This is a genomic window from Actinoallomurus sp. NBC_01490 (assembly GCF_036227085.1).
Taxonomy (GTDB): domain Bacteria; phylum Actinomycetota; class Actinomycetes; order Streptosporangiales; family Streptosporangiaceae; genus Actinoallomurus; species Actinoallomurus oryzae.
This window is the reverse complement of the sequence record NZ_CP109433.1, coordinates 10,414,782-10,428,962: the sequence shown is the minus strand read 5'-3', so window position 1 is coordinate 10,428,962 and position 14,181 is coordinate 10,414,782. Positions and strand designations below refer to the sequence as shown.

General features: G+C 68.4%; 14 protein-coding genes and 1 tRNA gene. 8 read left to right on the top strand and 7 right to left on the bottom strand.

Going from position 1 to position 14,181, the window contains the following annotated elements:
- The first annotated feature begins 35 nt into the window (after nucleotides 1-35).
- The 3 genes from OG417_RS47945 to OG417_RS47935 all read left to right on the top strand — a co-directional run bounded on the left by OG417_RS47945 (nucleotide 36) and on the right by OG417_RS47935 (nucleotide 2,919).
- Complete coding sequence (locus OG417_RS47945; RefSeq protein WP_329244527.1) at nucleotides 36-1,046, top strand: Lrp/AsnC family transcriptional regulator; 1,011 nt, start codon at nucleotides 36-38, stop codon at nucleotides 1,044-1,046.
- Between the two features lie 453 nt (nucleotides 1,047-1,499).
- Nucleotides 1,500-2,081, top strand: a complete 582-nt coding sequence (locus OG417_RS47940) for a DUF4303 domain-containing protein (protein WP_329244524.1) — start codon at nucleotides 1,500-1,502, stop codon at nucleotides 2,079-2,081.
- Nucleotides 2,082-2,181: 100 nt separating this feature from the next.
- Nucleotides 2,182-2,919, top strand: a complete 738-nt coding sequence (locus tag OG417_RS47935; protein WP_329244520.1) for an aminoglycoside phosphotransferase family protein — start codon at nucleotides 2,182-2,184, stop codon at nucleotides 2,917-2,919.
- A 33-nt stretch (nucleotides 2,920-2,952) separates the two neighbouring features.
- Here OG417_RS47935 and OG417_RS47930 read toward each other — a convergent pair whose 3' ends face one another.
- On the bottom strand, nucleotides 2,953-5,031 hold the full coding sequence (locus OG417_RS47930) for a WD40 repeat domain-containing serine/threonine protein kinase (RefSeq protein ID WP_329244517.1): 2,079 nt from the start codon (nucleotides 5,029-5,031) through the stop codon (nucleotides 2,953-2,955).
- A 39-nt stretch (nucleotides 5,032-5,070) separates the two neighbouring features.
- A complete protein-coding gene (locus tag OG417_RS47925; RefSeq protein ID WP_329244514.1) occupies nucleotides 5,071-5,469 on the bottom strand; it encodes a hypothetical protein in 399 nt (132 codons plus the stop codon).
- A gap of 1,039 nt (nucleotides 5,470-6,508) precedes the next feature.
- Between OG417_RS47925 and OG417_RS47920 the strand changes: the two genes are divergently transcribed.
- Nucleotides 6,509-7,039, top strand: coding sequence for a flavoprotein (locus OG417_RS47920; protein ID WP_329244511.1), 531 nt, complete (start codon nucleotides 6,509-6,511; stop codon nucleotides 7,037-7,039).
- A gap of 211 nt (nucleotides 7,040-7,250) precedes the next feature.
- On the opposite strand, the gene OG417_RS47915 is transcribed toward OG417_RS47920, so the two are convergent.
- Nucleotides 7,251-7,673 (bottom strand): DUF4259 domain-containing protein, encoded by a 423-nt coding sequence (locus tag OG417_RS47915; RefSeq protein ID WP_329244508.1) that lies wholly within the window; start codon nucleotides 7,671-7,673, stop codon nucleotides 7,251-7,253.
- Nucleotides 7,674-7,875: 202 nt separating this feature from the next.
- Here OG417_RS47915 and OG417_RS47910 point away from each other — a divergent pair, with 202 nt between their 5' ends.
- Nucleotides 7,876-8,583 (top strand): hypothetical protein, encoded by a 708-nt coding sequence (locus OG417_RS47910; RefSeq protein ID WP_329244505.1) that lies wholly within the window; start codon nucleotides 7,876-7,878, stop codon nucleotides 8,581-8,583.
- A gap of 733 nt (nucleotides 8,584-9,316) precedes the next feature.
- On the opposite strand, the gene OG417_RS47905 is transcribed toward OG417_RS47910, so the two are convergent.
- Nucleotides 9,317-9,757, bottom strand: coding sequence for a hypothetical protein (locus tag OG417_RS47905; protein WP_329244503.1), 441 nt, complete (start codon nucleotides 9,755-9,757; stop codon nucleotides 9,317-9,319).
- Between the two features lie 747 nt (nucleotides 9,758-10,504).
- On the opposite strand from OG417_RS47905, the gene OG417_RS47900 reads away from it, so the two are divergent.
- Nucleotides 10,505-11,554: an aspartate-semialdehyde dehydrogenase gene (locus tag OG417_RS47900; protein ID WP_329244500.1), complete on the top strand. Its 1,050-nt coding sequence runs from the start codon at nucleotides 10,505-10,507 to the stop codon at nucleotides 11,552-11,554.
- Between the two features lie 201 nt (nucleotides 11,555-11,755).
- Here OG417_RS47900 and OG417_RS47895 read toward each other — a convergent pair whose 3' ends face one another.
- Both OG417_RS47895 and OG417_RS47890 read right to left on the bottom strand, forming a co-directional pair.
- Nucleotides 11,756-12,082, bottom strand: coding sequence for a LysR family transcriptional regulator substrate-binding protein (locus tag OG417_RS47895; RefSeq protein WP_329244497.1), 327 nt, complete (start codon nucleotides 12,080-12,082; stop codon nucleotides 11,756-11,758).
- Entirely contained in the window at nucleotides 12,064-12,201 is a 138-nt protein-coding gene (locus OG417_RS47890) for a hypothetical protein (RefSeq protein WP_329244494.1), read from the bottom strand. Before OG417_RS47890 ends, OG417_RS47895 begins: the two co-directional genes overlap by 19 nt.
- Nucleotides 12,202-12,286: 85 nt before the next feature.
- Here OG417_RS47890 and OG417_RS47885 point away from each other — a divergent pair.
- Nucleotides 12,287-12,360, top strand: a tRNA-Met gene (locus OG417_RS47885).
- Between the two features lie 70 nt (nucleotides 12,361-12,430).
- On the opposite strand, the gene OG417_RS47880 is transcribed toward OG417_RS47885, so the two are convergent.
- Nucleotides 12,431-13,018: a TetR family transcriptional regulator gene (locus OG417_RS47880; protein ID WP_329244490.1), complete on the bottom strand. Its 588-nt coding sequence runs from the start codon at nucleotides 13,016-13,018 to the stop codon at nucleotides 12,431-12,433.
- A 245-nt stretch (nucleotides 13,019-13,263) separates the two neighbouring features.
- Here OG417_RS47880 and OG417_RS47875 point away from each other — a divergent pair, with 245 nt between their 5' ends.
- The gene (locus OG417_RS47875) at nucleotides 13,264-14,121 is read left to right on the top strand and encodes an aldo/keto reductase (protein ID WP_329244487.1); all 858 of its coding nucleotides are present in this window, start codon (nucleotides 13,264-13,266) and stop codon (nucleotides 14,119-14,121) included.
- Nucleotides 14,122-14,181 lie beyond the last annotated feature (60 nt).

Below are 14,181 nucleotides of genomic sequence, written 5' to 3'. Positions count from 1 at the left end.
AATCAAGCAGAGATGGCCAGATTCGGAGGCGTTTCGTGCAACTCGACGAGCGAGACCTGCAATTGCTGCACGCCCTGCAGATCGCTCCACGGGTCACGTGGACGGACGCGGCACGCATACTCCGCGCCAGCCGTTCCTCGCTCGTCGCCCGCTGGACTCGGCTGCGATCGGCCGGCTTGGCGTGGGTGAGTGCGCAGCCGGGCGCCGGATACCGCGATGTGACCCTGTCGCTCGTCGAGGTCGACTGCCTCCCGGGAACCCGGCCCGACGTGCTACGAGCCGTGTGCCGGGATCCGCGGGTCGTCACCGTCGAGGAATCGACTCGCGGCCGGGACCTCCTCCTCACGGTCATCACCCACGACCTGCCGGAGCTGACCGCGTTCCTGCTCGATCACCTGGAGTCGTTGCCGGGCATCGCGCGCCAGCGCAGCCACGTGGCGACGCGCGTCCACCGCCACGGTAGCCACTGGCGACTCGATGCCCTCGAACCTGCACAGGAGGCGGCGTTCCAGCGGATCGCCCAATCGGCTTCGAAGGGGCCGAGCGGTGCGGTCCCGCAGGCCTTGACGCCACTGATCCACGCGCTCGCCCAAGACGGTCGAGCGAACGCCGCCGACCTCGCCCGGACCCTCGGTCAGAACCCCGCGACCACCCGCCGCCAGCTCCACCGGGTGCTGCGTTCGGGGCTGCTGTCCTTCCGCTGCGAGTTGGCGGCAGAGGTATCGGGCTGGTCGGTGAGCAGCACCTGGACGGCCAGGGCCGAGGCCGCCGATCACGACCGCGCCGTCACCGCCCTGGCGAGCCTGCCCGAACTGCGGATGTGCATCTCCACCACCGGCGAGACGAATCTCGCGATGACCATCTGGACCCGTTCCGTCGGCGACATTCAGCGCATCGAGATGCTGCTCGGAGCACGCCTGCCCTTCCTGAGAGTCCGCGACAACGCCATCAACCTGCGCACCCCGAAACGCATGGGCTGGATGCTGGACGCGACGGGCCGCTCGACCGGCCGAGTCATCGTCCCGTCCGCCCTCCTCCCTCGATGAGCCCTCTTTCAGAGGATTTTGAGGTTCGGGGAGGCACCGTCAACGAAGGTAACGGCCATGTGGCCGTCTGGAACTCCGACTGGAGTCACTGCGGCTGACCTTGTAATGCGACAGCGCGAGGCCGCGCCGGAGCGACACGGGGCGGATGCGGTCTTTCGATGACGGCTGGTGCCGCGTCCGAGAGGACTCCGCGCTAGGACCACCAACTCGCACGAAGCGCCCCTTCTCCCCGATGCGTCGTGCGCGGCGCTATACCTCGGCGGACCTCAGGATGTCGGCCGCCAGCGGAGGGACTTCTTTTCGCACTGGCGATGGCCTTGCCGCAGGCCAAGCCCCATAACTTCCGGGCGCACGGTAGCAGTGGCCGCAGCGGGGGCGCATGACGTGCCGAGCCCGTGGCGAACGCGAATGCGGCCTGGGGCCGAGGTGAAAAGAGCTGGGTAGTATGCGGCGATGGACTGGAGCGCCTTTGAAACGGCATGGCATGACAGCGGATGCCGCATCCTGGCCGACCTCGCAACGGCGTTTCCAGATGAGCGGCTGTACGCCGCGGCCTTCCATCTCTTCTACATGGACGGTGATGGGATCCTCTCGCCTGCCCTGGCCGCCAACACTGAGGCAGCCGTGCGCGAGATGCGCCCGGGCGGGGAGGACTACAGGTACTCGACACGGTTCGCCCCGCCGGAGTGGCGGTGGGACGTCCTGGATGCCGCGAGCGATGCGATGTCGCCGTGGTATCGCCGTCTCACTGAGGAGTACCTGGCGCCCGCTGCCACCGAGGCCGAACAGTTCGCGGCGATGGACGCGCTTGAGACGGCGCACGACACCGCGATGGCCAGTGTCTGCAAAGCGATGACCACGACGGCGCGCCGGGGCGGCATCCACAGCTCGCTTCCACGCGAGTTCGTCGTCGTCATCCTCGAAGGGCAACGCGGGGACGAGGAGGCCGGTCTGATCCGGAAGAGCGTCGACCCGCAATTGCTGCCGACGGTTCCCGAGCTGACCGAGTACCTGCGGCAACTCGACGAGGCGTGAACCCCAGCCGACTTCGAAGGCCGCGGGTGCCCACTCCGGGCCGGCGGGCGCGCGAATAACCCGGTGACGTCGGTGGTCACCCCCGTTGATAATGACCGACGTGGAAGAGGTCGAGGTCGTCGTCGCCCATAACGAGCGTGCCACCCTGCGCGTCGGCGACGTGTTCCTGAAGATCGACGCTGATCAGACGCGTATCGACGTCGAGGTCGAGGCGATGGCCATGGCGCCGATCCCGACTCCGGAGGTCCTGTGGCGGAAGCCGCCCGTGCTCGCCCTCGCCGCCGTCCCCGGAACGGCACTCGGCCGCCTCGGTGAGCCGGCGACCGCGTCGCCGGCGGCGTGGGCCGCGGCGGGCGCCGCCGTACGGATGCTGCACGACGCGCCGCTGCCGCCATGGCCCGGCCGGAGCCTCAACGAGGTCGCATCGCAGCTCGACAGCGAATGCGAGTGGCTCATCGCGAACGACGTCCTTCCCACCGGCCTGGTCACGCGCAACCGCCAGGTCGCCGAGGCCGCGCTCCGGCCCTGGACACCGGTGTTCACCCACGGCGACCTGCAGATCAGCCACGTGTTCGTCGACGGTGACAAGGTCACCGGAGTGATCGACTGGTCCGAGGCGGGCCACGGCGATGCCCTGTACGACCTCGCCATCTTGACGCTCGGACACGAGGAACACCTTGGCGACGTCGTCGCCGGCTACGGCACCGACGTCGACCTCGACGTGATCCGCGCGTGGTGGTCGCTGCGAAGCCTGCTGGCGGTCCGCTGGCTCGTCGAGCACGGCTTCGACCCGTCCTCGCCGGGCTGCGAGATCGACGTGCTGAAATCCCGGATGTGAGGCCGCCTGTGGCCGGCGGGCTGGACTGAGGCGTCACAGCCGCCACAGGTGGATGCGGCCGTCCGAACCACCACCGGCCAGCGTCTTGCCGTCCGGGCTGAACGCCACCGAGTAGCCGGTCGTCGAGCCGAACGCGCGGACCTTCTTGCCGGTTCGCGCGTCCCAGATCGTGGCGGTCGGGCCGTTCTCCTCGTCGCAGGCGGCCAGGTAACGGCCGTCGGGGCTGAACGCGACCTTGCCGCTCGTACCGCCGGCGAAGCGTTGGCCGGGCTGGTGCGTGGCGACGTCCCAGGTCTCGACCTCGACCTTGGCGCCGGCGCCGGCCACGGTCTTCCCGTCCGGACTGAACGCCACCGCGTCGACGGAGCGATGGGCGTTGATCGGGCTTTTCAGTCCGCGGCCGGGGACGTCCCAGAGGCGGATGCGGTCGCCCTCGCCGTACGCCAGCGTCCGGCCGTCTGGGCTGAACGCGGTCTCGAAGATGAAATGGCCCGTGGTCGAGGTGGTGGCGGTGTCCCGCCGGGTGGCGATGTCCCAGAGCCGCACCCCGGAAATGATCGCTGCGTCTTCGCCGAACCGGAAGGAGCCGACGGCGAGGGTCGTGCCGTCCGGGCTGAACGTCGCGGACGTGGCGCTCTCGCCCTCCGGGTCGGTGAGGGTGGTGATGACCCGCCTGGAAGCGACGTCCCAAAGCTGGATGTCGCCGTTGTCGTCCTCGGTGGCCAGGGTTTTCCCGTCCGGGCCGAACACCACGACGTGCCGGGACTTCTCCGGATCGCCGTTACCGCTGGAAAGCACGGCGGTCTGCCGTCCCGTGGCGGTGTCCCACAGCCGGACGGCGTCGTCATCGTCGGCGCTGGCGAGCGTCTTGCCGTCCGGGCTGAACGCCACGCCCCAGACCCCGGCCGAGTCGGTGTCGAGCACGCGGTCGGCCGGGATGGCGGCCGGGGTAGTGGTCGGATGGTGCGTGGGCACGGAGGCGTCACCCGTCCCGGCCCGGACGGCGACGCCGACGGCGGCGGCGAGCACGACGACGGCGCCCGCGACGACAGCCACGACCCGCCCACGCCGCAGGCGGCCTCCGGTCTCGTCCAGGATTTCGGTGCCCGCCCGTACCGTGCCGCCGTGGGGGCCGGGCGGCACCGGATGCGGCGCGAACCCGGGACGTTCCGGGGGCGGGCCAGCGGGCGGACCGGGCGCGGGCTCAGGCGATGGGCCGGGCACCGGACGCGTGGCCGCCGAAGACCGGCCACCGTACGGATCGGGCGCGGACTCGGGAGGCACGGCGGGCGGTGGCGCGGCCTGCGCGATGAGGAGGTCGCGTACGGACTCGGGGGTGGGCCGGGCGTCGGGGTCCTTGTTGAGGAGGCCGGTGAGAACGTCCGTCAAGGGGCCCGCGTGGGTCGGCGGCGGTGGGTCTTCGGTGGCGATGGCGACGAAGACCGCGCCGTGCGTCGGGCCCTGGAACGGGGGGCGGCCCTCGACCGCGGCGTACAGGGTGGCGCCGAGCGCCCACAGGTCCGACCGCGGCGTGGCGGCGTGGCCGCGGACCTGCTCCGGTGACATGTACGCCGGGGTGCCGAGCTGGATGCCGGACTTCGTCAGCGTGGCGTCGCCCTCCAGCACCGCGATGCCGAAGTCGGTGAGAACCGCGCGGTCGCCGTCCAGCAGCACGTTCGCCGGCTTGATGTCGCGGTGCACGATGCCCGCGGCGTGCGCGGCGGCCAGCGCGTCCAGCATCTGACGGCCGATGTCCGCCACCCGCCGTACGGGCAGCGGCCCGTCCGTACGCAGCACGTCGTCCAGCGACCGCCCCCCGACCAGCTCCATCACCAGCCACGGACGGCCGTCGTCGCCGATCACCCGGTCGTGCAGGGCCACGATGCCGGGGTGGTGCAGGCGAGCGGCGGCACGCGCCTCGCGGGCGGCCCGTGCGTACCACTCGCGCCGCTCGGCGTCGTCGACCTCGTCGGGCAGCCGCAGCTCCTTGACGGCGACCTCGCGATCGAGCTCGGCGTCATACGCGCGCCACACCCGGCCCATACCGCCGCGCCCGATGAGCCCGAGAATCCGGTAGCGGCCGGCGAGGATCTCCCCGGATTCACCGTGCATGGAACGAAGATAGCGGTCTTTATGACGACAGCATCGCCATCATGTGGGATGCCGGCGGCCCAGGGGACGGCCCTGTTCGACGTCGTCGTTGTACTCGTCCTGGAGGACGCCTTGGTTGACCCAGCGTGCGGGATTTGCGGTGAGTTCTCTGTGTGCCAGGTCGAGGGCTTCTTCCGCCGACTCGGTCTCTCCGATGGTCTGGCCGAAGTCTTCTTCGTCGCTTTCATAGAAGCTCGGGTATTCGTCGACGGTGAGCCGGTAATCGATGTCCTCCACGGTGTGGAGCGACACGATGAAACCGTGGAAGCGGGTCGCCGGGGAGATGGAGGCCCAGCGGAGTCCGCGGCGGCCGTCCTGTTCGAATGCTTCCAGGAGCTGTTCTATTTGGCGGCCGCGGCGAAGAGCTCCTTCGGCGAATGACCTCGTCAGGTGGCGCACGGAGACACTTTTCACCCTGAAGACGGGAAGGTCCCGGACAGTTACCGTTTCGAAACCCGTGATCTGGCCGAGACGTCGCGCGGGCGGGCGCGTACTTCTCTACACGGCTACCCGATGGGCGAGCTCATGGAGCTCTTCGCTCAAGGGGTCCCTGGACGGTGAGCAGGTCGGAGACGAGTTGGCGGACCAGAGGATGGGAGCGGTCCGCTCGGGCGTCATCTCATCGCCGTGAATGAGCGTGGCGGGTTCCGAGTCGACGTCACGGCCTTGGGTCTGTGGTCGTCGTGGACGAGGGCGAGCGCCCAGGTCGTCACCAGGGGCGATGGGGGCACCAGGCGACCGTCTCTGCTCTGCGTCTTACGCCAACAGCTGTTTGGACGCAGTCATCCGTTATCGGGGGATACGCGTCATATAGCGGCGTGGATAGATGCGGGGGAGCCCAGTGTCACAGAAGAAACAGCAGGCGGCCGGGTGCGGCTGTCTAGCCATCGCCGTACTGATCATTCTCGGCGCCATGGGCGACGCCTGCTCATCGTCGGGTACATCAACGAGCCAACCAGTGCCACCAGCCCCCACCCCGGCAGTGTCCTCTCCTCGGCCCGGCGCTGCTGCGACGCCCTCTCCTGCGCACACCCGCCGTCATCGCGCTGCTGCGACTCATTCCCCCGTGCACACCCGCCGCCACGTGCCGCCGTCGAGGGCTGCTCGCGCACCGCGGCCGAGCTGCTATCCCCTGACCAATTCCGGGAAGTGTTATGAGCCGGGGGAGTTCTGCCGCAAGTCTGATCATGGTGCCGGCGGTGTCGCGGGCAACGGTGAGAAGATCCGCTGTGAGGACAACAACGGGTGGCGGTGGGAACCCGTCTGATCGTGACTCTGCGAGTATGCGCGGCGCGAGACCTACGCGGGACGGACTTGGCACAGGGCCACGGACGACACACCATGAGCGCAGGTCTCATCGGGTGGCGGGGTCGGAACCGCCGATCCTCGTAGATCCATCGGCTGATCTGTGCGCGATGCTGAGGGTATGGCCGCTCCCGTGCTCTACGTGATTGTGTGCGCGTGTCCTCCCGCTCGCGGTGTCGGCGAACTGGTCGGGCTCGCAAAGGAGCGTGGTTGGGACACGTGTGTGCTCACCACGCCTTCGGCGCGTCGGTTCGTTGACGTCGAGGAACTCGTCGCGTTGACGGGTCACCCTGTACGCAGCGAGTACAAGCATCCGGACGAGCCGGATGTCCTGCCGCCCGCCGATGCGGTGATCGTCGCTCCCGCGACGGTGAACACCATCAACAAATGGGCCGCGGGGATCTGTGACACGCTCGCCCTCGGAATACTCGTGGAGGGCATCGGTCTTGGCCTGCCCATCGTGGCGGTCCCATCGTCGAACCGGGCGCACACCTCCCACCCGGCGTTCGTGGAGAACATCGCACGCCTCCGCTCCTGGGGTGTGACGGTCATCTGGGAAACGGGCGGATACCCGGTGCATGATCGCGCTACCGGGAGCAACATCGCACCGATCCCTTGGCAGGCCGCGCTCGATGCGATCGCCGTGAAGGCCGAATCAGGTTGAGCGAACGACCAACGCGAGTGAGCCGATGTACAGCCACCGCACCAGCGATTTCGCGAAGTGACGTTCCCGCTCCTGGCGCCTCTCTGACCGGCGAAGGCGCCTAACGCGGACGTGACGACGATGCCGGCGACAAACGTCGCTCATAGACCAGTGGCTTCGCCGCCCGACCAGGTACATCGAGTTCACGTTCGTGGCGAACGCGACACCCGGTTCAGAAGAGTCCGTCCTGCTCCGGTTCGCCGGCGGCTCTGAGCGCTCGCAGTACCGGAGTCAACGCCTTCCATACTTGGTCGTATCCGCCTGCCTCGCTCCACGACTCGTGCAGGTCGCTGGCAGGAGAATGTGCTCGCTCAACAGCCACGGCCGCGTCGTCCGCTAGCTCAGCCGTCAGGGCGGACGGCAGCGACGCCACCCACTCCACGTTCGTAAAAGGTGGCGTCATCCCGGCCAGGAGTGAAGCCGCTACCACAGCCTCCACGCCCTCGGTGTAGCCGACGGATCCGGGTGCCCTGGACACCCGCAGAATCGCCGCCCTCAGGCGCTCGACGCGAACGTTTTCGTCAGAGTCGGACAGGGCATCGAAGAAGTCCATCGCCGTGTCGTCGTCGAACGGCCCTTTTCCCCAAGTCCCCACTGGCAGACGATCTCATGGATTCGAGTGACGCAAAAGGAGACTCTGTGCATTCCCGTCTATCATTCCCAGGAAGCGACGAGGCCCCGGTGCGTTACTCGGGTTCCAGTGGTCGTCGCGACTGGCTTGCCGGGCTGACCGCTGATGGTCACGAGTGGATCCGCCGTGACCGTAGGTGGTGATCCTGGCCCGGCGGAGGTGAAGAGTGACCAAGCTTCTGCCGAGGTTCCTCCTCGGCGGCATCGGGCTCGTCGTGCTGACGGTCGGCGTGATCAAGGTGGTCGGCGTCGCAGGTACCGCATCGGCCATCGCGCTGCTCGCCGCCGGTGTGCTGCTGCTGATCAGCCCGTTCGTCATCGATCGGATCGAGCGGTTCTCGGTGACCACCCAGGGTGTCGAATTCCGGCTGACGCAAGAGATCAGCGATCTAGGTGCGGAAAAAACCGCAGTGATTCTCGAACGCACCGATCTGGCGCGCTTTGCCGATTCCTATACCTTGATCCATGATGAGTTGAGCGACGACGAACACAAAGCAGCCAAGGTCTATCTGCTCGACCTTCTCGTTGAACGGTCCGCCTCGATCGCCCGCCGTCAGAAGTTCGATGCCGCGGAGGTGCGGAAACTATTTCGAGACGGCACACCGATGATGCGGGTGCTGACGCTCGGGCTGATGGAGGGAGATCCGTCACTCGCGGACGGTCCGACGGTCCTTTCCGCCATTGTCGACTTTCGCACCAAGAATGAGCAGTACCACGGCCTGCAACTGGCGCGGCTGTGCTGGCGCATGCTGGCGGGGTCGGAACGCCGCGCAATACACCAGGCAGTCGCGGACGACGCAGACATCCCGCCCGACAGCGACCGCCGGCCGCTCGCGAACAAGGTCCTGTCCCTTCCACTCTCTGAGCCGCGGTAGACGGTGATGGCGTGGCGGGGATCGCCGGGTTGGTTCGATGGCTGGGTGCTCAGATGAGGCCGAGCGTGGCGCTCGTCCAGCCGAGGGTCCGCTCACTACCGTCACCACCTGGGCCGCGAGCGACGACAAGGCCGGCGGCAGCCTCACCGACGTCACCCTCCGCAACCCGGTGCACACCACGATCGGAGGCACGAACCTTCGGATCCGGCTGTCGAACAACTTCGGGCACCTCCGCCATCACCTTCTCCTCCGCCTATATCGGTACGTCGACGGCGTCGGACTCGGCCGCGATCGTGCCGGGAAGCAGCCGCCGGATCACCTTCGGCGGGAAATCGTCGGTGACCATCCCCGCCGGTGCCGTGGTGCTCAGCGATCCGCTGTCCGGGAAGGTCGCGCCGGGCCCCCGATCTCTCGGTCTCGCTGGCGCCGCAGGGCACCGCGAGCGTGATCACCGCCCATAACCGGACAATGCTGACCTGCGAACCACCGGCGACTTCAACGCGGTCTTCGACTTCGACGCCGTCGTCCGCGATCGCGGCGACCACACCCGGTTGGCCGCGCCGTACGACTCCGGCGACCGCATCCATCCCAGCGACGCCGGCTACCGGGCCCTCGCCGACTCGATCGACCTTCGCGACCTGACCTGCTGAGCGGTCCGGCGCTGTGGTGGGCACGTGCTGCCGTGCCCACCACCCGTCGCTGGAGGCGCCGACGGCCGAGGAGGGCGCCATCCCTAGATGTCGTTGACTTCGCGGATGACGGTGGCGGTCTGGCCGTCGAAGGTGACCTTCGCGAGGCGCTGGGCGGACTGGGCCCACATCTCCATGTTGTCGGTGGTGCAGCGGTTGTCCGGGCGGGCCGCGCCGTCGGGGCACTTGCCGCCTGCCACGATCAGGACGGTGTCGTCGGCGGTGAAGAACACGGTGTCGCCGACCTGGAACTTGCCGGGTGCGAGGTAGGTGAGTTCGCCGGCGGCTTCACCGACCTCGGTGGGCTGCGCGTCGTGGTTGGTCGGTGTGGTGTCGTGCTGCGTGGGCGTGGAAGGGGAGGCCTTGACCGGTGCGGCCGACGACGGGACCGAGGAAGGGGCTGAGGCGGTGGTGTCGTTGTTGTTGCAGGCCGACAGGCCGAGGGCGAGAATGGCGGCGGTCGCGGTCACCAGGATCGTGCGCATGGGGTCATCTCCGTAACTCAGGGCCGCTCTGGGGGAGCGTGCTTCCGGTCTGTTGAGACCTTGGCCGGCTGGATCTGGTTTGCCGGAATTCGGGTGATCAGAAACACGCGGAGTGCGCCGAACTTCTCTGCCGGTCCCTTTATCAAACCCTTTTCCGCTGCGTGTTGATGAACTGCTTTCATCCTCGACTGGATGCCCGTGACCTGGCATTTCCGGTAGAGGGTGATGGATTTACGAGCTCAAGCCCGGGGCCAGGCATGATGTCATCCCGGGTCGGATCGCAACTCTTTCGATTGATGATTGATTACCGTGATCGTGCTATATGGGGCCGTTTGAAGGCACCCTCGGCATGGGCTTATCCGATTAATGGTTGCCTCGAAGGGGCCCGGTGATCCTGGCGGAGGTCCGCGGTGGCGACGTTCGGGCCCTGATATGTAAGCGGTCCTTCACGGTTCCCGCAAGCAATATTAACTGGATCAGGCCGATCATTGGTGGCAGGGTCGGCAGCGCTTCACCTTGTATACCTCTCTCCACCAGGGGACCAGGATGCCGACGACATCGATGCCTACCGGCGGCTCTTCATCCTCACCAGCGCCGCCCACGCCCAGGTCGGGGTCGGATGGGTCCTGCACCCGGACTTTCAGGGACGGGGATGCGACACCGTGATCTACGCCCTCACCGGGGCCGAACGGCTGGGCCGCCGGGTTTCCGCAGCAGACACCACGACATCCCCAGGAGCGCACTGAGATGGGACTCCGCATCGGCGTCGTCGGCGCCACCGGCCAGGTCGGCACGGTCGTACGGGCGATCCTCGAGGAACGCGGGTTCCCCGTGGACCGGATCCGCTTCTTCGCCAGCGCCAGAAGCGCCGGCACGACCCTGCCCTGGAAGGGCGCCCAGATTCCGGTTGAAGACGCCGGCACCGCCGACCCGGGCGAGCTGGACATCGCGATCTTCTCCGCCGGGGCCGCCACGTCACGCACACAGGCGCCGCGGTTCGCGGCGGCCGGCGTACTGGTCATCGACAACTCCAGCGCCTGGCGCATGGATCCCGACGTCCCGCTCATCGTCAGCGAGGTCAACCCCCACACTCTCGACCGGGCGGTGAAGGGCATCGTCGCCAATCCCAACTGCACCACCATGGCCGCGATGCCCGCCCTCAAGGCCCTCCACGACGCGGCCGGCCTGCAGCGCCTGGTCATCAGCACCTACCAGGCCGTTTCCGGAGCCGGACTCGCGGGCGGTGAGGCTCTCCTGTCCGAGCTGGGGGCCGCGATGGCGCAGGACCCGCGCGGGCTCGTCCACCGAGGCGACGCCGTAGAGTTCCCGCCCGCGGCCGAATTCCCCGCCACCACCGCGTTCAACGTGCTTCCCCACGCAGGGGACTTCGTCGACGATGGGCTGGGCGAGACCGTCGAGGAGCAGAAACTCCGCAACGAGAGCCGCAAGATCCTCGAACTGCCCGGCCTGCCCGTCAGCGGCATCTGCGTACGTGTCCCCGTGCTCACCGGCCACTCACTGTCGATCAACGCGGAGTTCGCCGAGCCCGTCACCCCGGCCCGCGCTCGAGACGTACTGGGCCGGGCGCCAGGCGTCGAACTGGTCGACGTGCCGACGCCGCTGCACGCCACCGGCACCGATCCCAGCCTGGTCGGCCGGATTCGGCAGGACGAGGGCGTCCCCGGCGATCGGGGTCTCGCCTTCTTCGTCTCCGGCGACAACCTCCGCAAAGGCGCCGCACTCAACGCGGTCCAGATCGCCGAGCTGGCCGCCCGCCGTACGAGCACGGCCCGGTAGATCAAAAAGGAACCGGGGTGCCATAGGAAGCATCGGTACGGCTGGACGCGCTGGAAGCGGTGCTGTTTCTCAAGAATGTGGAATTGTGCCAGGTCTCCTGGCGCAGGATTCGAGCAGGGCGTCTCCGCCGGGCCGGCGCCGTGCCGGACGACGGCGATGACGGGCTGGGAGACGACCGGGAACGCCGGGCGTACGAGGTGCTCATGACCGCGGGGCACCGCGGAGGCCGTCACGAGTGTCACCCCCAGCCCGTGGGCGGCCCAGCGTACGGCCGTCGCCGTCTGGGACACGCGGGCGGCCGGTCGGGGTCAGTTCGTTCTCCCGCAGCACGTTCAGCAGCACGCCGTCGAGCGCGCTGTCGCGGTCGAACCGCACCCACGGCTCACGCTCCAGCTCGCGCAGCTCGACCCGGTCGGCGGCGAGTTGCCGGTGCCCGGCACCCAGCACCACGACGAACTCCTCGTCGCCGAGGTGGTGGGCGTCGGCGGGGGTCTGCTCGCACGCCGCCATCAGGGCGAGGTCCAGCACGCCCGCTCCACCTCGGCGGAGCTCGGCCCCTCGAAAACGGTGACCTCCAGCCGCGGGAAGCGGCGGCGCAGCGCCTCCAGCGCACCCGGCAGCTGCCGCGTGCCAAAGACCATCTGCACCGCGATCACCAGCTCGTACGGGAGGGCGGCGGCTTTCGGCGCTAATGGGTCGGTTCGGGGCGGCTCATGCCGTATGATGATCAACAGCGCGATGGAGCAGCTCGGTAGCTCGCTGGGCTCATAACCCAGAGGTCGCTGGTTCAAATCCAGCTCGCGCCACTTACAGCGGAAGGCCCCGCTCTCCTCAGGGAGGGTGTGGGCCTTCTCGCTTACCGGCCCAGGTCGATGATCACCGTGCCCGGATGCCGTCGAGGATGAGCGAGATGACATCCGCGGACTCCGCCTCGGTCTCGGGGGAGTGCCACTCCGCGGCGTGCGTCGGATCGTGGAAGCGGCTGGTCGCGTTGAAGATGGCTCGCGCGATCGCCTCTGGTTCGCCGGCTGCGAAGTGGCCGCTGGCGATGCCGTCGCCGACGACGGTGCGGATCTGGGTGAGCAGGAAGGTGACATGGCCGGAGGACACGGTGCTGTGCTCCGCCGCCAGTACCCGGAAGGTGGCGAACAGCTCCGGGTCCTCCCTCGCCTTCGCCCACTTGGCGGCGAACATGGTGGTGAGCAGACCGCGTAGCCGGTCGGGTGGGCTCAGCTCGGCATTCTGAACCGCCGCGGTGAAGTCGTCTCGCACCCGGTCGAGCCAGCGCCGTATCACGGCCTCGCGCAGCGCCGCCTTGGACGGGAAATGCCGGTAGACGCTCCCGTGGCTCACTCCCAGCAGCCGCGCGACGTCGAGCACGGTGGTCTTTTCCGGACCGTGCCGGCGCAGCAACTCCTCGGTGGCCGACACGATCATCTCCGCGTCGAGTGGCTCCCCGCGCATCAGATCCCCCTGCCGAGCTGGTACGAGGCCGAGCTTCAGGGCTGCCGTGCCCGGTCGCCGGACCTCTACAGCGGAGAACGTAGGCCAACGGATTGACGGTCGTCAATCTGTGTCAGCCGTACGCCGTTAGTGGGGTGACAAATATTGACATCTGTCACCTGATCGCCGTACCGTGCCCGTGTCGTCATCACCGATCAAGGAGCACTCCCATCAGCACCTCCACTGCTTCGTTCGCCGGCCGCTCCGTGTCCCGGATCGGCTATGGCGCGGCCCAGCTTCCCCGGCTGCACGACCGCCGCACCGAGGCCGTCGCCCTGCTGCGCCGCGCGGTCGAGCTGGGCGTGAATCACGTGGACACCGCCGAGTTCTATGGCTTCGGATTCGCCAACGCCGTGATCCGCGAAGCCCTGCGGCCCGAAGACGGCGTACTGGTCGTCACCAAGGTCGGTGCCGACCCCGATCCCGGCGGGCGCCTGCCGCTACGGACGGCGCAGCGGCCCGAGCAGCTCCGGGCCAGCGTCGAGGACAATCTGCGCAGCCTCGGCACCGACCGGCTCCCCGTGGTCAACCTCCGGCGCCTCGACTCCGGTCCCGGGCTGCGTCCCGAGGGCTACCAGGTGGTCGACCTCGACGACCAGCTCGCGGTCATGACCGCCTTGCGCGACGAGGGGAAGATCGGCGCGATCGGTCTGAGCGGCGTCACCCTCGACGGCCTGCGCCGCGCCCTGCCGGCCGGCATCGTCTGCGTTCAGAACGCCTACAGCCTGGCTTCCCGCGACGACGAGGACATGCTGCGGCTGTGCGCGGCCGAGGGCATCGCATGGGTGCCGTTCTTCCCGCTCGGCGGGGCCTTCCCGGGCCTGCCCAAGGTCACCGAGGAGCCGGCCGTCCACACCGTGGCCGAGTCGCTGGGCGTCACACCCTCGCAGGTCGGCCTCGCCTGGTTGCTGCACCACGCCCCGAACGTGCTGCTCATCCCCGGCACCGCCGACGCCGCCCACCTGGAGGCCAACCTGGCGGTCGGCGAGATCACCCTCGACGCCGCGACGCTCGCCACGCTCGACGCCGTCGAGTCCCGCTCCAACGATGTCCTGCTCGGCTAGGCGGGGACGCGACAGCGTGGAGACGGACACGAAAACGGATGCTGTGCCACAGCCATCAGC